Origin of the sequence: Marinovum algicola, assembly GCF_900109145.1 — a bacterium.
GTDB classification, from domain to species: domain Bacteria; phylum Pseudomonadota; class Alphaproteobacteria; order Rhodobacterales; family Rhodobacteraceae; genus Marinovum; species Marinovum algicola.
Map to the genome: position 1 here is coordinate 1 of NZ_FNYY01000012.1, position 19,934 is coordinate 19,934.

Here is a 19,934-nt window from a genome sequence, read left to right on the forward strand (position 1 = left end):
GTGGCGACCCGATACGACCGGTGCCCGAAGGTCTTCCTGTCAGCCATCGCTCTCGCCGCACTCGTCATTTACTGGCTATGAGTCCTGACCCTAGAAACGCAACGAACCCACCCAAGAAGACCCACCCCGGCAGAGAGAGGACTTCGGCTATCAGCTGCTGCCACCAAGCGGGATCGCTGGCGGAGCGAATATCATCGGCGGCCCCGACGAAACTCAAGACGCCGAAAACAGCCATGACCAGCAGGCCAAGAGTGGCCGATATGTATCTGAGGGGGCGGAACATTATCTTCATGCAAAGACCTTGCCCCAGTGTGGAGAAAAAGTGGAGTCCGCAAACAATCGGGCGCGGACAGCCGTTGAGCCTGTCGCCCTCCGGCCTTTCTGGGCGACGGTTCGTAGCCCAGAGGAACACGGTTCGCGCACAGAATATCGAGCGCAATCAAGGAGAAGATGGTGACCCCGGCAGGACTTGAACCTGCAACCTATCCCTTAGGAGGGGATTGCTCTATCCAGTTGAGCCACGGGGCCTAGTTTTCACCTTCATACGGTTCGGAACACGGTTCGCGCAAGGCTGCCTTTTCCCTAACCGCCTGTCTCTCCATCTTCTTTCGGCCCCGGACCCTCCGCTTAGGAGGGGGCTGCTCTATCCAGTTGAGCCACGGGGCCGTACAGCGCCTGACATAACCGCTCCGGCAGCCGCTGTCAGCCCGGAAAGCCACCGTTGGGAAAAGTCGCGGCGCGGTTGTGGCCGGCGGGTCGTTTGCGGCTTGGCGCCAGCCTGGGCCGGCGGCGGCGCATCGCGAGGCGGCGGCCGCATACTTTGCTTAGCCCGGCGTGCGCGCGAACTTGAACACCCTCGGCGGAGGGCCTAGTCTGGCCTCAGATCAATCGGGAATATCCAAGTGACCTCAGAGCATAACCGCCCGCTGACGCTTCGCGACGTGTCCGAAGCCTCGGGGGTTTCCGAGATGACGGTGAGCCGGGTGCTGCGCAACCGCGGCGACGTCAGCGCCGCCACCCGCGAAAAGGTGCTCGCCACCGCCAAGCAGCTGGGCTACGTGCCCAACAAGATCGCCGGCGCGCTGGCCAGCCAGCGGGTCAACCTGGTGGCGGTGATCATCCCCTCGCTCAGCAATATGGTCTTTCCCGAGGTGCTGAGCGCGATCAGCGCGGTGCTGGAAGAGACCGACTTGCAGCCGGTGGTGGGCGTCACCGACTACATGCCGGAAAAGGAAGAGCGGGTGCTCTTCGAGATGCTGTCCTGGCGGCCCTCGGGCGTGATCATCGCCGGGCTGGAACGTTCGGATGCCTCGCGCGCCATGCTCAAGGCCTCGGGCATTCCGGTGATCGAGATCATGGACACCGACGGCATTCCGATCGACGCCGCAGTGGGCATTTCGCACCGCCGGGCCGGACGCCAGATCGCCAAGGCGATCCTAAAGCAGGGCTATGAGAACATCGGCTTCATGGGCACCAAGATGCCGCTGGATCATCGCGCAAGGAAGCGCTTCGAAGGCTTTACCGAGGAACTGGCGCGCAATGGCGTCGAGATCATGGATCAGGAGTTCTATTCCGGCGGCTCGGCCCTGGCCAAGGGGCGCGAGATGACCAAGGCCATGATGGAGCGCTCACCGGATCTCGATTTCCTGTATTATTCCAATGACATGATCGGCGCTGGCGGGCTGTTGTGGCTGATGGAGGCGGGCTATGACATTCCCGGCCGCATCGGGCTGGCCGGCTTCAACGGGGTCGAGCTGTTGCAGGGGTTGCCGCGCCAGCTGGCTACGATGGACGCCTGCCGCCGCGACATTGGCACGCGGGCAGCGCAGATCCTGGTCGAACGGCTCGATGGTGGGGGCACCGAAGAGCGGGTCTTCGAGATGACGCCGACGATCAGTTTCGGCGACACCCTGAAGCGCTATTGACCGGACGCGGCGCAGGCCGGGCAGGGGGGCTCTGCCCCCGCCCTCGCAGGATTCCCCCGCGGTATCTTCGAACAGAAGAAGCCCCGGGCAGGTCTGTCACCTGCCGGGTCAGCGGGCCGCGATGCTGAGGCTCGACAACAGAACCGCCCGCCGGCTGTTTCTCGACCGGCACGGGCTGGCAGAGGCACCGGGCGGGCCGGGCCATGGCGCGGCGCTGGAAGCGGTGATCGGGCGGCTGGGTTTCGTGCAGCTCGATTCGATCAACACCGTCGCCCGCGCCCACGACCTGATCCTCTTTGCCCGGCGACCACGCTACCGGCCGGAAAACCTGGGCCGGCTGGTCGAGGGCCGGGCGTTGTTCGAGCATTGGACGCATGATGCGGCGGTCATCCCGATGGCGTTTTACCCGGCCTGGGCGCTGAAGCGCCGGCGCGATGCCGCGCGGCTGGCGCAGCGTTACCGGGTCTGGCAGCGGCATGAGTTTCAGACCGAGTTCGACCGGGTGCTGGCGATGATCCGCGAGCGCGGACCGGTGTGCAGCAACGATCTCGGCCCCGACACGCCGCGCAAGGCCGGCGGCTGGTGGGATTGGCATCCGGCCAAGACCGCGCTGGAATATCTCTGGCGCAGCGGCACGCTGGAGATCTGCCACCGGTCGGGGTTTCGCAAATTCTACGACCTGTCGGAGCGGGTGGTGCCCGAAGCGCTGCGCGCGGCGGCGTGGGACGAGGCGGAGACCGTGGCATGGCTGATGCGGGGGGCGCTGGCCCGGCTGGGCTTTGCCACCGCTGGCGAGCTGGCGGATTTCTGGGATATCGTGACCAAGGACGAGGCCCGGGCCTGGTGTGCCGCGGCCCTGGCGCGGGGCGAGATTGCCGAGGTGGCGATCACCGGCGCGGACGGGGCCGAGCGGGTGCATTTTGCCGCGCCGGAGGTGCAGGTCGAGGCCGCTGCCGCGCCCGAACCCGGCGGCCGCCTGCGGGTACTCAGCCCCTTCGACCCGGCGCTGCGCGACCGCAAGCGGGCCGAACGGCTGTTCGGCTTTCACTACCGGATCGAGGTCTTCGTGCCCGAGGCCAAGCGGCGCTATGGCTATTACGTCTTTCCCCTGCTTGAGGGCGACCGGCTGGTCGGGCGCATCGACATGAAGGCCGACCGCAAGGCCGGCGTGCTCAATGTCACCGCGCTCTGGCCGGAGCCGGGGGTGCGGTTCGGGGCCGGCCGCAGCGCCCGGCTCGAGGCAGAGCTGGCGCGGGTGGCACGCCTGGCCGGGGTCGCGCGGGTGGATTTCGCAGATGGTTGGCGGCGCGACAGCCAAGGGTGACCAGGCTGGCCGGTGTCATGCGCCTGTCACGCGGATCGGGTATCCGGGGCGTGTTATTGAGCCCATCCCCGGGACAAATTGTACTGGTCGTCATTTCGAGCATTTTCGGGTGGCCTATTCTGGCCCACCCCTTTCCCTGAGCCCTGTCAGCGCCTTGGCCCCGCAACGCTTTTACGGCAACCGGTCCCCTGACATCAAAACAGCCCCGCGAAAGAGGCTGTTTTGATCCCGCCTGCGGGCCGGCATTAGGCGGCCGAAACCGGCGCCTGGGGAGGAGACAAGAGCCGGGACAGGCGGGAAAGTTGATTTTACGTGGGTCTGCTATCCTCAAGTGTGCATGGGCGTGGCAGATCTGTCAAGAAAATCGCACCGGGCCACTGGCTTGGTGATTTATTTTCAAGCACTTGGCGCATTGGTGCCACAGAGGGGCCGCCCAAACCGGTTCAGGCTGCCATGTGGCGGGCGTCGGGCGCGCTATGCGCCGGTCGCAAGGCGGGGTTTCGGCGGTAACACTGGTCAAAATGCTGCACCTGCACAATATATCTTCCATGACAGCGTCACCCCGACGAGAAAAGGACAGATATCATGGCACAGCTCACGACCAATATCGCTGACACCCGGCCCGGCATCTTTGCGCGGATTCTGGATTTCCTGATCAGCATCAGCGAAAGCAACAGCCGCATGCGCCGCGTCAACTACCTCAACAGCCTGTCGGATGCAGAGCTCGAAGCCCGTGGCCTGCGCCGCGAGGACATCGTGCGTCACGTCTTTGCCGACGTCATGGCCTACTGAGCCGCGGGTCAGCTGACCGGTTTACTCAATGCACGGGCGCGTCCGAATGCCGGACGCGCCCGCATTTGTGAGAGATACGGGGCAAGTCGTTTGTCCGGGTCGGGGAACTTCGCCGAAATTGCCCAATTGCAGCAATGGGTCAGCACGATATCGGGCACGGTCATCCGCGCTCCCATCACAAACGGCCCGGCCACGCGGTCGGTCAGGCGGGCGAGATTGCGGGCATATTCGGCTTTCAGGCTTTCCTTGACGGCCGGCACGCGCTGATCTTCGGGCAGGACGAAACTGTGCCGGGCGGCGGTCCAGAGCAGGCTGTCCAATTCATCGAGCACGGCAAAGGTGACGGCATCCTGCCGGGCGCGCTCGAGGCTGCCGGCGGGGTAGGTGAGGGCGCCGTGTTTGTCGGCGAGATAGGTGAGGATGGCGGTGGAGTCGGTCAGCGCCGCATCACCGTCGAGCAGCACCGGGATCTTGCCCGAGGCTGAATGCGCCGTGACCTCTTCGGCATGCGGGCTGGCGGGCCGATGTTCATAATCCGCGCCCAGTTCCTCGAGCATCCAGAGCACGCGGAAGGTGCGGCTGGCGACGCCGCCGATCACGGTATACATGGCTGGGTCTCCCTCTGATCGTGGCGAGATTAGGCCCAGGCCCGACCGGGCCGCAACCGGTTTTCGCCCGGCCCGGGCAGGATGGGCCGCGCCAGGCTTCAGCGGCTGGCGCCGAGCATGGCAAGGCGGATCAGCATACGCTCGACCAGCGCCATGGCCGGCGCGTTCTGGCCGGCCGAGCGCAGTTGCAGATCGGTGTCGGTGAGCAGGGAGATCGCCTGATCCAGCCGGTGCGCGCCCCAGGCGCTGGCCTGGCGGGTCATCCGGTCGCGGCGCGGGCCAAAGATCGGCGGACGCATGGCGGCGATGCCGCGGGCGGCACCATCTGGATGGCTTGCGGCGGCATGCAGCGCGCGAAAGTGGCGCATCGCGGCGATCACCAGCCCCACGGGCTGGGTGCCCTGCGCCGCGAGCCGCGACAGCATCGGGCCGATTTCGCGGGTCTTGGCCTCGGCCACGATATTGAGCACATCGTCCAGTTCGGCCTCGGTCGAGGCCGGGGCGACGGCGGCCACATCCTCCGGTGTGACGGCGCTGCTGTCGCCGTGTTTGTAGAGCGCGAGCTTTTCCAGCGTCTGACGGAAATCGCCGGGATCGAGCGCGCGGGACAGCGTGGTGATATCTTCCATCGCGGCGCCTCCGACGGTCACGCCGGCGCGGTTCAGCTCGGCCTCGATCTCGGCGCGCGAAGGCGGATCATCATAGATCGCGGCGGCATAGGCGTTGGGATGGGCCTCGAAGGCCTTGCGGATTTTGGAGGTCGCCTTGAGCTGGCCGGCGGTGACGACGATCTGGGCATCGCCCTCGGCCCAATCCTCGAGCGCGGCCAGGATCGCCGGCGCGGCCACGTCGGTGGCCTCTTCGACAAAGGCGACGCGCGGGCCGGGAAAGAAGCCGATCGCCTTGACCGCATCGATCAGCAGCGTCGGTTCCTTGCGCAGATCGCCGCCGGGAATGCGGCTCAGGCGCATCTCGGCCTCACCTTCGGGGCCGATCAGCGCGGCGATCACCTCTTGCCGTTTCAGCGCCACGCGCATGCCGTCGGGGCCATAGATCAAAAGCCCGGTGCGGCGGGGATCGGGCTTGGCGAAATAGCCGGGGGCTTCGCGGGGCGAGAGTTTCATGGCTCAAAGATCAGGTGCAGCCAGCACCAGCTCCTGCACCACCCGATCGGCGAGGATCACCATCATCCGCTCTTCGGCGTCGCGCTTGGCCTGCAAGGTGGCAACGGTAGAGCCCGAGGCGGAATAGCCGGTGAAATGGCGCACGGTGTTGGTGTCGAGCACTTCGGTCTCGCCGGTGCGGCGCAGCGCATAGGTGACGCGGCCCAGCACCTGATAGCGGGTCAGCGCGCCATCGGAGGTGCTGGCCGAGCTCTCTTCGTTCAAACTGACGATCAGGTCGAGCTCATAGGGTGCCGACGCCCCGCCGGCGCCGAGACGTTCCTCGATCCGGCGGGTGACGAAATAGGCGTTCTGGCTGTCGGGTTCCTCGATGCGCAGGGCGTTCTGCAACCGGCTGGCGGCGCCGCTGGTGCCGTAGGCCGGCGCGAAACCGCAGCCCGCCAGCGTCACCGCGGCCGCCGCGCCGAAAAGCAGGCTGCGTCGGTCAGACAACCACATTCACGATCCGCCCCGGCACCACGATCACCTTCTTCGGCGCGCTGCCTTCCAGCGCCTTGACCACAGCGTGATGGCCGAGCGCGAGTTTTTCAACCTCTTCCTTCGAAGCATCGGTGGCAACGCTGATTTCCGCCCGCCGCTTGCCGTTGATCTGGATCGGCAGGGTGACGGCGTTTTCCACCAGCATCGCCTCGTCGGCCTGCGGCCATTCGGCCGCGATCACCAGCCCCTTGCCACCGAGCAGCGACCAGACCTCTTCGGACAGATGCGGCGTCATCGGCGCCATCAGCTGGGCCAGGGCGCGGGTCGACGCGCGTTTCGCCTCGCCGCCGGCCTTGGATTTGGCAAGCGTGTTGGTAAAGGCGTAAAGCCGGGCGATGGCGGCGTTGAAACCAAAGCTCTCGATGCCCAGGGTCACATCGCGGATCGCCTTGTGCATCTCTTTCAGCAGCGCCTCGTCCCCGGCCTGCGGGCCATCCTCGGAGGCGGCGGCGTCGCTGGCGATGCGGTGCACGCGGGACAGGTGGCGCGCGGCGGCCTCGGCGCCTGCGGCGGTCCATTCCACGTCGCGCTCGGGGGGTGAGTCTGACAGGACGAACCAGCGCGCGGTGTCGGCGCCGAAGTTGGCGACGATCTCGGCCGGATCGACGACGTTGTTCTTGGACTTCGACATCTTGGCCGACGGCACCACTTCGGCCTGCTCGCCGGTGGCGCGGACAACGACTGCGCCGTCACGCTCCTCCACATCCGCCGGGTAATGATACACCGGTCGGCCGTTGGCATCCCGGGTCTGATAGATCGCATGGGTCACCATGCCCTGGGTAAAGAGCGCGTTGAACGGCTCCTTGGCGCTTTCCGGCAGATGCCCGGTGATGTGCATGGCGCGGGCAAAGAAGCGCGAATAGAGCAGGTGCAGGATCGCATGCTCGATGCCGCCGATGTACTGATCGACGTTCATCCAGTATTGCGCCGCCGCCAGGTCGGTGGGCGTGTCGGCGTGCGGTGCGGTAAAACGGGCAAAATACCACGAGCTGTCGACGAAAGTATCCATCGTGTCGGTTTCGCGCTTGGCGGGCCGGCCACAGGCGGGGCAGGCGCAGTCGCGCCAGGTCGGGTGCCGGTCGAGCGGATTGCCCGGCGTGTCGAAACTGACGTCATAAGGCAGCTCGACGGGCAGGTTTTCCTTTTTCTCCGGCACCACGCCGCAGGCCTCGCAATGCACCACCGGAATCGGGCAGCCCCAGTAGCGCTGACGTGACAGGCCCCAGTCGCGCAGGCGGAACTTGGTCACGCCCTGGCCGACGCCGTTGTCCTCGCAAAAGGCGATGGCGGCGTCGATACCTTCTTCGCCGGTCTGTTCGGTCTCGCCTGCGAAGCCGCGCACATAGATCACCCGCTCCGATTTCGGCGGCACATAGGCCTCGCCGCCGTCTTCCGGCATGGTGCGGCCCTCGTCCTCGGCCGAGGCAAAGACCGAGGTCACCGGCAGCTCGTACTTGCGGGCGAACTCGAGATCGCGGGCGTCATGCGCCGGGCAGCCGAAGATCGCGCCGGTGCCGTAATCCATCAGGATGAAATTGGCGATATAGACCGGCAGATCCCAGGCGGTGTCGAACGGGTGGCGCACGGTCAGCCCGGTGTCAAAGCCCTTCTTCTCGGCCTTTTCCAACGCTTCCTCGGTGGTCGCGCCCTTGCGGCATTCGGCGCAGAAAGCAGCGATTTCGGGGTTGTCCTTTTCCAGCGCCCTGGCCAGCGGATGGTCGGGCGAAATGCCCAGGAAGGACGCGCCGAGCAGGGTGTCGGGGCGGGTCGTATAGACCTCGACCCGGTCGAAGCCCTCGGGGCCATCGGTGAGGCCAAAGGCAAACTGCAAGCCGCGCGAGCGACCGATCCAGTTCTGCTGCATCAGCTTGACCTTGGCCGGCCAGTCATCCAGCCCGTCGATGGCGTCAAGCAGCTCTTCGGCCATGTCGGAGATGCGGAAGAACCACTGCGTCAGCTCGCGCCGCTCGACCTCGGCGCCCGAGCGCCAGCCCTTGCCGTCCTCGACCTGTTCGTTGGCCAGCACCGTCATGTCGACCGGATCCCAGTTGACCACGGCGTTCTTGCGATAAACCAGACCCTGATCGAGGAAATCCAGGAACAGCGCCTGCTGCTGGCCGTAGTACTCGGGGTCGCAGGTGGCAAACATCCGCGACCAGTCGAGCGAGAGGCCCAGCGGCTTCATCTGTTCGACCATGTCGTCGATGTTGGAATAGGTCCAGTCCTTGGGGTGGCCGCCGCTGGCCATGGCGGCATTTTCGGCCGGCATGCCGAAGGCGTCGAAGCCCATCGGGTGCAGCACGTTGTGGCCGGTGGAAATCTTGTAGCGGGCGATCACGTCGCCCATGGTGTAGTTGCGCACATGGCCCATGTGCAGCTTGCCCGAGGGGTAGGGGAACATCTCGAGCACGTAGTATTTCGGCTTGCCGCCCTCCATCGTGGCGGTGAAGGATTCGGCCTCGGTCCAGGCCTCCTGCCATTTCGCCTCGATCGAGGCGGCATCATAGCGCGACATATGCGGGTTCCCTTGGGCGTCTTGCGGTCATCCGGGTGATATTGCCTGATCGGGCCAGCGTCCAGTGGGCGAGGGGAAAAAGGGCGCGAGGCCCCGGCGCGGCGGCCGGGGCGCGTGGCGGCAGGCCTCAGCGGCCGGCCAGCAGGAAGGCGGCGGTGCGCTTGCTGACATAGCCGCTGACAAAGATGCCACGGTCTTCCTGATACTGCCGGATCGCACGCCGCGTCTGATCGGTGAAATTGCCATCGGCCATCCCGAGGCTGTAGCCCAGCCCCATCAGGCGCTGTTCCACCAGCAGCCGGGTCACGGTGTTGGTGACGATCTCGCGCTCTTCGGCGCGGGCGGCCGCGACCTGCCGGTCGGTGTCGTCATTGCGCATCTCGGCGATGCGGCTGCGCGCGGCGTCGGCGAATTCCGAATTGCCGAACCGCTCGAGAAAGGCCTCGTAGCCCGCAAGGGTGTCCTGTTCGCGGGCATCGCGCCAGGCGCGCCTTGCGTCGCGTGCGCGCTCTTCCGCCTGCGCGGTCTCGATCTCATCGAGATGGCGGCGGGCATCGGCGGCATAGCGGCCCTCGGGATAGCGTTCGAGATAGGCGCGCAGGCCCGCCTCGGTGCCATCGGCACCGGTGTCCTGCCAGACACGGTCCTCTTCGCGGCGCATCGCTTCGGCCTGCTCGGCGCGGCGTTCGGCGGCCTGCTCGGTGATCTGGCGCAGCTGGCGGCGGTCGAGATAGCCGGTGACCTCCTGGCGCCGATCGCGCTGCCAGTGTTCGATGGCGCTGCGGCTGCCCCGGCCGAAGATGCCGTCGATGCCGCGGGTGTCATAGCCCAGGAGGGTCAGATCGCGCTGGATCTGGCGGCGGTCGTTGCGGGTGAGGTCCAGCCGCTCTTCCGCCGCCTGCCAGCGGTTCGCCTCTTCGGCGTCGAGCGCGGCAATCCGGCGCCTGGCCTCGCCGACATAGCGGCCCCGGGAATGGCGGTCGATGTAGAGATCGAAGGCCTCTTTTGTACCCAGCGCGCTGATCGCCGCCCAGAAACCTTCTTCTTCGGCCTCGCTGCGCAGCGCTTCGGTGTCGATGGCGGGCTGCGATGGCCCGATATTGCCTTCGGTGAAGCCCACGGTATCGCTGAGAAATCCGCGTGCCGAGAGCTGTGACAGCGCATCGTCGAGGCTCACACCTTCGCGCAGCAGCCCGGCAAAGATCGCATAGCGCATCCATTCCGTCGCGCCGCTGGCAAGGGTCACCCCCTGCGGCAGGGTCATTCCCTGGGTGCCGCTGCGCAACCCGGTCTCCTGCGGCGAGAGCCGGCCGGAGCGCCCGGCCAGAATGACGGAGCGGCCCGCCGCCGCCGCGCCGGCGATATCGGCCAGCGCGGTGAGCGAGACCCCCTGGGCCGAGAGATTGAGCGGGCCCACATCGCGCGCATCGGTGCCCAGCAGCCAGGCGTCGGTGCCGGTGCTGACGAAATGCCCGTCGAGCACGATGAGCACGCGGTCGGCCTCCGGGGCGCGGTCGCGAAAGCGGGCCGCGGCCTCGCGCAAGTCATCGGCATCGGCGTTGTAGTCGCTGATGACCTCGAACCCCACCTCTTCGAGCCGCTGGCCAATGGCGCGGATGTCGCGGGCGTCGCGCGCATCGTCGAGACGGCGATAGTCCCAATTGGCCAGAACCAGCGCCAGATCGGCGGCCGAGACCTGGCCCGCCACAAGCAGGGCGGCAAGCGCCACGGAACGCGTCAGCGCGCGCGTCAAGGACAGGGACATGGTGATTCCTCCCGGATCAGTCGTAGACGCGGGTATCTTCGATCACGATGCCATCCTTGGGAAGCTCACCCGGCCTCACAAGCTCGACAGCACCGCGCAGCTTGAGCACCTCGCGGATGGATGTCTCGTAAAGGCTAGGGTCGCCGGCGGCGCTTTCAAGCCGCACGATCATCTTGTCGGCCTCGCCCTCGCGGGCGGCGATCACCCGGGCGCGGGTCACCTCGTCGTGCCGCGCCACCAGTTCGGCCACCTGTTCGGGCCGCACGAACATGCCCTTTATCTTGGTGGTCTGATCGGCCCGGCCCATCCAGCCCTTGATCCGCATATTCGTGCGGCCACAAGGGCTTGCGCCTGGCAGAACGGCGCTCATGTCGCCGGTGGCAAAGCGGATCAGCGGGTAGTCGGGATTGAGTGTGGTGACCACGATCTCGCCGACGTCGCCCGCGGCAACCGGGTCGCCGGTGCCCGGGGTCACGATCTCGACGATCACCCCCTCATCGACGATCATGCCCTCCCGCGCGTCGCTCTCATAGGCGATATTTCCGATGTCGGCGGTGGCATAACATTGCAGGCAGGCGATGCCGCGATCGGCGTATTCCTGCCGGAGCGAGGGAAACAGCGCGCCGCCGCCGACCGCTGCCTTGGTGATCGTGAGCGGCAGGCCCAGCGCCTCGGCCTTGTCGAGGATCACCTTGAGGTAGTCCGGCGTGCCGGCATAGGCGGTGATGCCCAGATCATGTGCGGCGCGGGCTTGAAGCTCCGTTTGGCCGGTGCCGGCGGGCAGCACGGCGGCGCCCACCGCGCGGGCGCCGTTTTCAAAGATCATGCCGGCCGGGGTGAGGTGATAGCCGAAACAATTCTGCACGATATCGCCCGCGCCGATGCCGGCGGCGTGCAGGAACCGGCCCATCCGCCACCAGTCGTGGCTCACCCCGCCGGGCTCATAGATCGGGCCGGGCGACTGAAAGACATGCGCCAGGTTCGACACCGGCAACCCGCCAAAGGGCCGCTGCGCCTTCTGCCGGGCCACCAGGTCGGATTTGCGCAGCACCGGCAGGCGGGCCAGCCCCGAGAGGTCGCTCAGCGGGTCGATCCCGTGGCGGGCCAGCTGCGCATTGAGCGCGTCGCGCTGGGCGGCGTGGCGCACCTCGGGCGTCCGGGTTTCCAGGGCGTCGAAATGGCGGCTCATCGAAGGTATCCTTTGGTCAAATGCCGTGGTTCCGCAGGCCGGGCGTCGGCCCGGCATAGCGTCGGTGTGTCGTGCCGGCCTGCCGGGCCGAAGCCCGGCCTGCGGTCGTGAGTGGTGGTCAGGCCAGCCAGCGCTTGCGGCGGCGGTAAGAGCGTACGTCGCGGAACGATTTGCGGCCCTCGTCGGACATGCCGAGATAGAATTCCTTCACATCGGCATTCTCGCGCAGATCCTTTGCGGCACCGTCCATCACCACCCGGCCGCTCTCGAGAATGTAGCCGTAATGGGCAAAGCGCAGCGCCACGTTGGTGTTCTGCTCGGCCAGCAGGAAGGAGACGCCCTCGTTCTCGTTGACCGATTTCACGATCTCGAAGATCTGCTCCACCAGCTGCGGCGCCAGCCCCATCGAGGGCTCGTCCAGCAGGATGGTCTCGGGGCGGCTCATCAGCGCGCGGCCGATCGCCGTCATCTGCTGCTCGCCGCCCGAAGTATAGCCGGCCTGGCTGCGGCGCCGTTCCTTGAGGCGCGGGAAATAGGAATAGACCATCTCGAGATCGGCCTCGATCGCGCCCTTGCCGTCCCGCCGCGTATAGGCGCCGGTCAGCAGGTTTTCCTCGACGGTCAGATGTTCGAAGCAATGCCGGCCTTCCATCACCTGGATCACCCCGCGCTTGACCAGCGCGGCCGGGTCGAGCCCCTGCACCGTCTCGCCCTTGTAGTTGATCGAGCCTTTGGTGACCTCGCCGCGTTCGGAGTGCAGCAGGTTGGAAATGGCTTTGAGCGTGGTGGTCTTGCCGGCCCCGTTGCCGCCCAGAAGCGCGGTGATCCCGCCCTTGGGCACGGTGAGCGACACGCCTTTGAGCACCAGGATCACGTGATTGTAGATCACCTCGATATTGTTGACCTCTAGCAGGGCCTCTTCGGATTGGGCTGTGGTCGGTGCGGCGTCCAGCATCTTCTTCTCTTTCACAAATACGCAGATCCGGCGGCAGCGGTCGGCGCCGCCGCCGGAGAGGAGAGATTTACATCTCGCAGGCGTCGTTCACCGGCCAGGGCGCATTGGCCTCGGCGTATTCGGCGGCTTTTTCGGCCACCAGCGCCTCATAGGCCTCGGTGTTCGGTGTCAGGTGGTCCGAGACCTTGACGAATTTCTCGCCGTCCCATTCCAGCATCCAGCCACCCGACTTGCCGGTGTGGTCGGCGCAGGAGGTCTTGAATGGCGGCACCATGCCGTCGAGGCCCAGTTCGCTGATCCGCGCTTCGGTCATGTCGATGTTCTCGAGCCCCCAACGCAGCTGGCTGGCGTCGATCTCGCCGGTGTCGAATTCCTGCTGCGCCATGCGGATGCCTTCGGCGAGGATGGCCGAGATGATGATGCCGCGGTTGTAGAACACGCCGGCCATCTCTTCTTCGTTCGACTTGGAATTGCCGGCATCGACAACGTGGGTCTTGATGTCGGCCACCACCGGCGCGTCGAGGTTCGGGAAGGACCAGGAGATCGACTTGTAGCCCTTGCCGTCTTCGCCGACGATCTTGAGGTCGGCATCATGCCCGGCCCACCAGACACCCACCATGTTCTCCATCGGGAACTTGGTCTTGACGGCTTCGGTGATGGCGCCGGCGTTCATCGCGCCCCAGCCCCACATCACCACGTAATCGGGGCGTTCGCGGCGGATTTGCAGCCATTGCGCCGATTGGTTCTGCATCTCTTTCAGACCGACCGGGATCGGCACCAGCTCGAAACCCTTCTCCTCGGCCATGCGCTCGAGCAGCGGCAGCGGTTCCTTGCCGTAGGGGTGGTCGAGGTGCAGGAAGGCGATCTTCTTGCCGTCGAGCGAGCCCTGGCCCTCGAGGTACTGCACGATCATGTCGGCCGCATCCCAATAGCCCGCCGGCGTGTTGAAAGCCCACTGGAAGGTCTTGCCGTCCATCATCGGCGAAAAGCCGTAGCCCGGCGCCAGGATCGGGATTTCGTCGACATTGGTCTTGGGCAGCACCTGAAGCGTGATGCCGGTCGACCAGGGCTGGGTCACGATCGCCTTGCCCTTGGTCTTTTCATAGCATTCCACGCCCTTTTCGGTGGAATAGCCGGTCTCGCATTCCTCGAAGTCGATCATCACGCCGCCGATGCCGCCGTCGCGGGCATTGAGCATGTTCATGTAATCGGCCTGGCCGTTCATCAGCGGAATGCCGGTGGCTGCGAAGGGGCCGGTGCGGTAGCTGAGGTTCGGGGTAAAGAGCCCCTCGGCCAGCGCCGCGCTGCCCGCCGTGGCCAGCGCCGCCGCGGCGGCCCATTTGGTAAAGTGGTTCATCTGGTATCCTCCCATGGATTGCTTGTGTTTTTGGGTATTGGGCCGGCCCCTAGTGCGGGAACGGCCAGAGAATGAGTTTCTCGCGGATCAGCGCCCAGAGCCGGGCCAGCCCGTGCGGTTCGATGATCAGGAAGAAGATGATCAGCCCGCCGACGATCATGATGTTGAGGTGCTCGACCATGGCCGAGGACACCGGAAGGCCCAGGGCTTCGGGCACGATGCCCAGCACCACCGGCAACCCGACGATCAGGATCGCGCCAAGGTAGTTGCCGAGGATCGAGCCCAGCCCGCCGATGATGGCGATGAACAGGATGCGGAAGCTCAGCGGAATGTCGAACAGGTTGGGCTCGGCCGCGCCGCGCCACATGAAGACAAAGAGCGCTCCGGCCACGCCGACCACATAAGACGAGACTGCAAAGGCGGTGAGCTTGGATTTCATCAGGTTGATGCCGATCAGCTCGGCGGCGATGTCCATGTCGCGCGTCGCCTTCCAGGTCCGTCCGAGATTGCCGCGGGTCAGGTTGATGCAGAGCAGGGTGAGCAGGGTGACGATGCCCAGAACCACGAAATACTGTACCACCGAAGAGGCCTGCGGCCCGGCGACATAGATGCCGAAGATGTCGAGATTGGGCACCTGGATCGCGCCGGAGGCATTGTAGTTGTAGAGCCAGGCCCATTTCTCGAACAGCCAGACCAGAAAGAACTGCGCCGCCAACGTGGCAATCGCGAGGTAGAACCCCTTGATCCTCAGCGACGGGATGCCAAAGGCCACGCCGACCCCGGCCGAGAAGATGCCGGACAACAGGATCGCCAGGATCGGGTTCATCCAGGGCATCAGGGTGACCATCTTGTAGCAGGCATAGGCGCCCACCCCCATGAAGGCCGCGGTGCCGAGGCTGAGCTGGCCGGCATAGCCGGTCAGGATGTTGAGCCCCAGCGCCGCCAGCGCGTAGATCATGATCGGGATCAGCAGCGTCTGAAAGGCGAACTCGCTGGCGGTCAGCGGAAAGATCACCCAGGCAAAGAGCAGAATGATCGCCAGAAGCACGGCATCCTGCCTGACGGGAAACAGCGCCTGGTCGGCCTTGTAAGTCGTCTTGAACTGTCCTGCGGTTCTATAGAGCATGCGTCGTTTTCCGTTCTTTCCATTGAAGATGCGCGGCGCCCGCCCATCCTGCGTCCGTCCTGAAGACTGCGCGGGCCCCGCGCCTCTCCTGCTCTTGGTCCCCGGCGCTCACGGCCAGTCCGCCGCCGCGCCGGGAAAATCCTCGCCCTGTGGCCCGACGAGGCAGAACCGGTGGCCGGTGGGGGCCTGCATCACGGTCCAGCTCCTGACCGCGCCGATCCGCTCGGCGCCCAATGCGGCCAGCCGCGTGGCCTCGGCACCCTGATCGTCGGTTTCGATGTCCAGATGCACCCGCGGCGCATGGTCCACCGCCTGAAGCAGCACCTTGGGATATCCCTCATGCCCGTCGAACTGGGCGTATTTGCCGTCAGGGTCGATCTTGCCCTCCTTGCCCAGCGCGGCCGACCAGAAGGCGCAGGCCTGCGTCAGGTCGTCGGTCTGGCAGTCGATGACGATGCATCCGATGCGGGATTTGTGGCTCATGTCTGTCTCCGTGACGGGCCGGCGCCCGCTACACTCTCTCGATGATACGTTCGCCGAACAGCCCCTGCGGCCGGAACAGCAGCACGACAAGCGCCAGCACGAAGGCAAACCAGGTCTCGGTATTGCCGCCGAGCAGCGGCTGGCCCCAGTAGATCTCGAACAGTTTCTCCAGGATGCCGATCATCAGCCCGCCGATGATCGCCCCGGTGATGCTCTCCAGCCCGCCCAGCATAAGAACGGGCAGCGCCTTGTAGGCGATGACCTCGAGCGCGAAGCTCACCCCGGCGCGGGCGCCCCAGGCGATGCCGGTCACCAGCGCGATGATGCCGGCGATGAACCAGACCAGCACCCAGACCGTCTGAAGCGAGATACCGACCGACAGCGCCGCCTGGTGATCGTCGCCCAGGGCCCGGATCGCCCGGCCCATCTGGGTGTAGTTGAGAAAGGCCAGCAGCGCCGCCACCAGCAGGGTCGCCACGACAACCACCGTGATGTCGAGGTGTTGCAGGATCAGCAGCCCGTCCCAGGGCTCCAGCACCGTGTCGCCGGTGGGAATGCCGAGTTCCTCGGTGATCATCACCTTGTTCTCGCCGCCAAAGATGATCTCGCCCAGTCCGATCAGGAACAGCGTGATGCCGATGGTGGCCATGAACAGGATGATGTCGGGCTGGCCGACCAGCGGCCGCAGCACGATACGCTCGATGCTGACGGCCAGGATGAACATCACCACCAGCGTCAGCCCGACCGCGATCCAGGCCGGCACGCCCATGGCGTAGAGCCCGACCAGCGTCAGCGCGGCGAAGACCACCATGATGCCCTGCGCAAAGTTGAAAATGCGCGATGAGCGGAAGATGAGCACGAACCCCAGCGCGATCAGCGCATAGAGGATGCCGGAAACCAGCCCCTCCCAGAGCACCTGCATCAGGAAGTCGGGCGCCGCGACCATGTCGGCGAAGGGGGTGATGAAAATTTCTGTCAGCATGGGCGCGTCCCGGTCTGCAAGTGTCTCGCGCCCCGGGCCTGATCCGGGGCCTCTCGGCGTCTGTCATGAGGTCCCGGAGCAGGCCCGGGACGGGTCGGAATTTGTCTCAATGTGCCACCCCCAGATAAGCGTCGATCACGTCCTGGTTGCTGCGCACCTCTTCCGGCGTGCCGTCTCCGATCTTCTTGCCGTAATCCATCACCACCACCCGGTCGGAGATATCCATCACCACGCCCATGTCGTGTTCGATCAGGGCGATAGTGGTGCCGAACTCGTCGTTCACGTCGAGGATGAAGCGGCTCATGTCCTCTTTTTCCTCGACGTTCATCCCGGCCATCGGCTCGTCGAGCAGCAGGATCGACGGCTGCGCCGCCAGAGCGCGGGCCAGCTCGACCCGTTTCTTCAACCCGTAGGGCAGGGTGCCCACCGGCGTCTTGCGAATGTGCTGGATCTCGAGAAAATCGATCACCTCCTCGACCTTGCGCCGGTTGGCGATCTCTTCGTCGCGGGCCGTGCCCCACCACAGGGCCTGCGCCCCGATCCCGGCGTGCATATGCGTCAGCCGCCCGGTCATCACGTTGTCGAGCACCGACATGCCCTCGAAGAGCGCGATGTTCTGGAACGTCCGTGCCACGCCGAGGCGCGCCACCTCATAGGGTTTCATCGCCGGGCGGCGTTCGCCCTTGTACCAGACCTCGCCTTCCTGCGGGTGGTAGAAGCCGGAAATCACGTTCAACATCGACGACTTGCCGGCCCCGTTCGGCCCGATGATCGCCCGGATCTCGCCCTCGCGGACGTCGAACGAAATGTCCTGGATCGCCACCACGCCGCCGAAGCGCAGCGTGATGTTCTTCATCTCCATCAGCACGCCGCCGATCTGGCGGCCGTCTTCGGTCATGTAACCATCGGTATCCTTCACCGCGCCACCCCCTGCTTCTTCTCTTTCAAAATACGCAACCCGCCATCGGCCCCCTGCGCGCGCGTCTGACGTTCGGCACCCGGGGCGCTGACGGCCCGCCCGGGCCGGAAAAGCCCGCGTCTCATTCCGCCGCCACCGCGCGCGGGGCCACCGGCACCACTCTGGCGTCGCGGATCTCCAGCGTCGCCTTGATCTTGCCCTTGCGGCCATCCTCGTAGGTGACCTCGGTCTCGGTATAGATGCTGTCCGACCCGTCGTAGAGCGCGGTCACCAGGTCATCGAACTTCTCGCCGATGATCTTGCGGCGCACCTTGCGGGTCCGGGTCAGCTCGCCGTCGTCGGCATCGAGCTCCTTGTGCAGCACAAGGAAGCGGTGCACCTGACAGCCCGAGAGTATCTCGTCCTGCGCGACGCTTTCATTGGTCTCTTCCACGTGGTTCTGGATCATCTCCAGCACCCGCGGATGGCCGGCCAGCTCCTGATAGGAGGCATAGGCGATGTTGTTGCGCTCGGCCCAGTTGCCCACCGCCGTCAGATCGATGTTGATGAAGGCGCAGCACCGGTCGCGGCCGGCACCGAACACCACCGCCTCGAGGATGTTGGGATAGAACTTGAGCTTGTTCTCGACGTATTTCGGCGCGAACAGTCCGCCATCGGCCATCTGGCCCACGTCTTTGGCCCGGTCGATGATCCTGAGATGGCCGGTGCCCTCTTCGAAGAACCCGGCATCGCCGGTGGCGACCCAGCCTTCCGGGTCCTTGGTGTCGGCGGTGCTTTCGGCGTTCTTGTAGTATTCCACAAAGGTGCCGGGCGAGCGGTAGAAGACCTCGCCATTGTCGGCGATCTTGATCTCGACCCCGGGCGAGGGCACGCCCACGGTGTCCGAGCGCACCTCGCCATCCGGCTGCTGGGTGATGAACACGCTGGCCTCGGTCTGGCCGTATAGCTGTTTGAGGTTGATCCCCAGCGAACGGTAGAAATCGAAGATCTCGGGCCCGATCGCCTCACCCGCCGTATAGCCGACGCGCACCCGCGAAAAGCCCAGCGTGTCCTTCAGCGGCCCATAGACCAGCGCTTCGCCCAAGCGGTATTTTAACCGGTCGACAAGCCCCACCTTGCCGCCGTCGAGGATCGTCGGGCCGACCTTCTGGGCATGGCCCATGAAGTGGTGAAAGATCTGCCGCTTGAGTTTGCTGGCGTCTTCCATGCGGATCATGATCTGGGTCAGCTGGGTCTCGAAGACCCGCGGCGGCGCAAAGTAATACGACGGCGCGATCTCGCGCAGGTCGGTCATCATCGTGTCGGCGCTTTCCGGGCAGTTCACGCAGAAGCCCGTCCAATAGGCCTGACCGATGGAAAAGATGAAATCGCCGACCCAGGCCATCGGCAGATAGGCCAGCACCTCGTCGCCTTCGCGCAGGTGGTCGAATTCGGAAGAGTTCTTGGCCGTCTCGATGATATTGCGGTTCGAGAGCACCACGCCCTTGGGCTTGCCGGTGGTGCCCGAGGTATACAGCATGACGCAGGTGTCGTCATAATCGAGCGCGCCGCGGCGGCGGTCGAGTTCGGGCAGGAATTCCTCGCGCGCGGCCCGGCCCTGCTCCTGCACATGGCGAAACCGGTGCAGCTGGGAATGGTCGTATTTCCGCAGGCCGCGGGGATCGATATAGAGCATGTGCTCGAACTGGTGCAGGCCGTCCTGCACCTCGATCACCTTGTCGACCTGTTCCTGATCGGCGGCGATGACGAAACGCGCGCCGCAATGGCCGAGCACATATTCCATCTCTTCGGCGACCGCGTCCTGATAGAGCGGCACCGGCACCGCGCCGACCGATTGCGCGGCGACCATCGACCAGTAGAGATACGGCCGGTTGCGGCCGATGATGGCCACGAAATCGCCCTCGTTCACGCCGAGATTGAGTAGGCCCAGAGCCAGCGCCTCGATCTCCTGCGCGGTTTCGGCCCAGGTCCAGCTTTGCCAGATTCCGAGGTCTTTCTCGCGATAGGCGGGCTTGCCTGCGAACTGCGTCGCATTGCGCTTCAACAGCGCCGGAATAGAGCGCAGTCCTTCTGCGCCCCGAGACGTGTCAGTCAACCGATGTCCTCCCTTTGCCTCGTTTTTCGAGGCTGACCGCTGGTGCGATTCTGCTATCCATTTGGTCAACGTCGAGGCTGACGGTCAACTTTTTCCTTATCGTTTCCGAAATCTTACGAATTGTAACGGGGGGGCGCCGGCCGTCGGTGACCCGGCCGGCCGGCAAGGACGATCCCGGCCCGCGCGACGCAACGGCCGATCCGGCAAAGGTTGATCGGTCGCGGCGAAGCAAGTA

16 protein-coding genes, 1 tRNA gene and 1 pseudogene are annotated in these 19,934 nt (G+C 65.4%); 4 read left to right on the forward strand and 14 right to left on the reverse strand.

Annotation, left to right across the window (positions count from 1 at the left end):
* Positions 1-81: pseudogene (locus BMW90_RS26400) on the forward strand (IS5/IS1182 family transposase); the annotation flags it as partial.
* Between the two features lie 370 nt (positions 82-451).
* On the opposite strand, the gene BMW90_RS15875 reads toward BMW90_RS26400, so the two are convergent.
* Positions 452-528: transfer RNA gene (locus BMW90_RS15875), tRNA-Arg, on the reverse strand.
* Between the two features lie 374 nt (positions 529-902).
* On the opposite strand from BMW90_RS15875, the gene BMW90_RS15880 reads away from it, so the two are divergent.
* From BMW90_RS15880 to BMW90_RS15890, 3 genes are all read left to right on the forward strand, one after another.
* Positions 903-1,925, forward strand: a complete 1,023-nt coding sequence (locus tag BMW90_RS15880) for a LacI family DNA-binding transcriptional regulator (RefSeq protein ID WP_048529004.1) — start codon at positions 903-905, stop codon at positions 1,923-1,925.
* Between the two features lie 121 nt (positions 1,926-2,046).
* Positions 2,047-3,249, forward strand: coding sequence for a winged helix-turn-helix domain-containing protein (locus BMW90_RS15885; protein ID WP_074837441.1), 1,203 nt, complete (start codon positions 2,047-2,049; stop codon positions 3,247-3,249).
* A 585-nt stretch (positions 3,250-3,834) separates the two neighbouring features.
* Positions 3,835-4,041, forward strand: a complete 207-nt coding sequence (locus BMW90_RS15890) for a hypothetical protein (protein ID WP_048529008.1) — start codon at positions 3,835-3,837, stop codon at positions 4,039-4,041.
* A gap of 8 nt (positions 4,042-4,049) precedes the next feature.
* On the opposite strand, the gene BMW90_RS15895 is transcribed toward BMW90_RS15890, so the two are convergent.
* From BMW90_RS15895 to BMW90_RS15955, 13 genes are all read right to left on the reverse strand, one after another.
* Positions 4,050-4,649 (reverse strand): glutathione S-transferase family protein, encoded by a 600-nt coding sequence (locus BMW90_RS15895; RefSeq protein ID WP_074837442.1) that lies wholly within the window; start codon positions 4,647-4,649, stop codon positions 4,050-4,052.
* A 98-nt stretch (positions 4,650-4,747) separates the two neighbouring features.
* Positions 4,748-5,773: a DNA polymerase III subunit delta gene (gene holA, locus BMW90_RS15900; protein ID WP_074837443.1), complete on the reverse strand. Its 1,026-nt coding sequence runs from the start codon at positions 5,771-5,773 to the stop codon at positions 4,748-4,750.
* Positions 5,774-5,776: 3 nt separating this feature from the next.
* Complete coding sequence (lptE, locus tag BMW90_RS15905; RefSeq protein WP_074837444.1) at positions 5,777-6,271, reverse strand: LPS assembly lipoprotein LptE; 495 nt, start codon at positions 6,269-6,271, stop codon at positions 5,777-5,779.
* Positions 6,258-8,828 (reverse strand): leucine--tRNA ligase, encoded by a 2,571-nt coding sequence (leuS, locus tag BMW90_RS15910; RefSeq protein ID WP_074837445.1) that lies wholly within the window; start codon positions 8,826-8,828, stop codon positions 6,258-6,260. The genes lptE and leuS overlap by 14 nt, the downstream gene beginning before the upstream one ends.
* Before the next feature lie 127 nt (positions 8,829-8,955).
* On the reverse strand, positions 8,956-10,593 hold the full coding sequence (locus tag BMW90_RS15915; RefSeq protein ID WP_074837446.1) for a peptidoglycan-binding protein: 1,638 nt from the start codon (positions 10,591-10,593) through the stop codon (positions 8,956-8,958).
* A gap of 16 nt (positions 10,594-10,609) precedes the next feature.
* Positions 10,610-11,782 (reverse strand): phenylacetate--CoA ligase family protein, encoded by a 1,173-nt coding sequence (locus BMW90_RS15920; RefSeq protein ID WP_074837447.1) that lies wholly within the window; start codon positions 11,780-11,782, stop codon positions 10,610-10,612.
* A gap of 118 nt (positions 11,783-11,900) precedes the next feature.
* On the reverse strand, positions 11,901-12,737 hold the full coding sequence (locus BMW90_RS15925) for an ABC transporter ATP-binding protein (protein WP_048529021.1): 837 nt from the start codon (positions 12,735-12,737) through the stop codon (positions 11,901-11,903).
* A gap of 67 nt (positions 12,738-12,804) precedes the next feature.
* Entirely contained in the window at positions 12,805-14,094 is a 1,290-nt protein-coding gene (locus BMW90_RS15930) for an ABC transporter substrate-binding protein (protein WP_048529023.1), read from the reverse strand.
* Positions 14,095-14,143: 49 nt separating this feature from the next.
* A complete protein-coding gene (locus BMW90_RS15935; protein ID WP_048529025.1) occupies positions 14,144-15,220 on the reverse strand; it encodes a branched-chain amino acid ABC transporter permease in 1,077 nt (358 codons plus the stop codon).
* Positions 15,221-15,328: 108 nt separating this feature from the next.
* Positions 15,329-15,703 carry a VOC family protein gene (locus tag BMW90_RS15940; protein WP_074837448.1) on the reverse strand — a complete coding sequence of 125 codons (375 nt, stop codon included), beginning with the start codon at positions 15,701-15,703 and terminating at the stop codon, positions 15,329-15,331.
* Positions 15,704-15,731: 28 nt separating this feature from the next.
* Positions 15,732-16,685, reverse strand: a complete 954-nt coding sequence (locus BMW90_RS15945) for a branched-chain amino acid ABC transporter permease (RefSeq protein WP_048529027.1) — start codon at positions 16,683-16,685, stop codon at positions 15,732-15,734.
* Between the two features lie 106 nt (positions 16,686-16,791).
* A complete protein-coding gene (locus BMW90_RS15950) occupies positions 16,792-17,583 on the reverse strand; it encodes an ABC transporter ATP-binding protein (RefSeq protein WP_074837527.1) in 792 nt (263 codons plus the stop codon).
* 142 nt (positions 17,584-17,725) lie between these two features.
* Positions 17,726-19,699 carry an AMP-binding protein gene (locus BMW90_RS15955; protein ID WP_244526533.1) on the reverse strand — a complete coding sequence of 658 codons (1,974 nt, stop codon included), beginning with the start codon at positions 19,697-19,699 and terminating at the stop codon, positions 17,726-17,728.
* Positions 19,700-19,934: the final 235 nt, after the last annotated feature.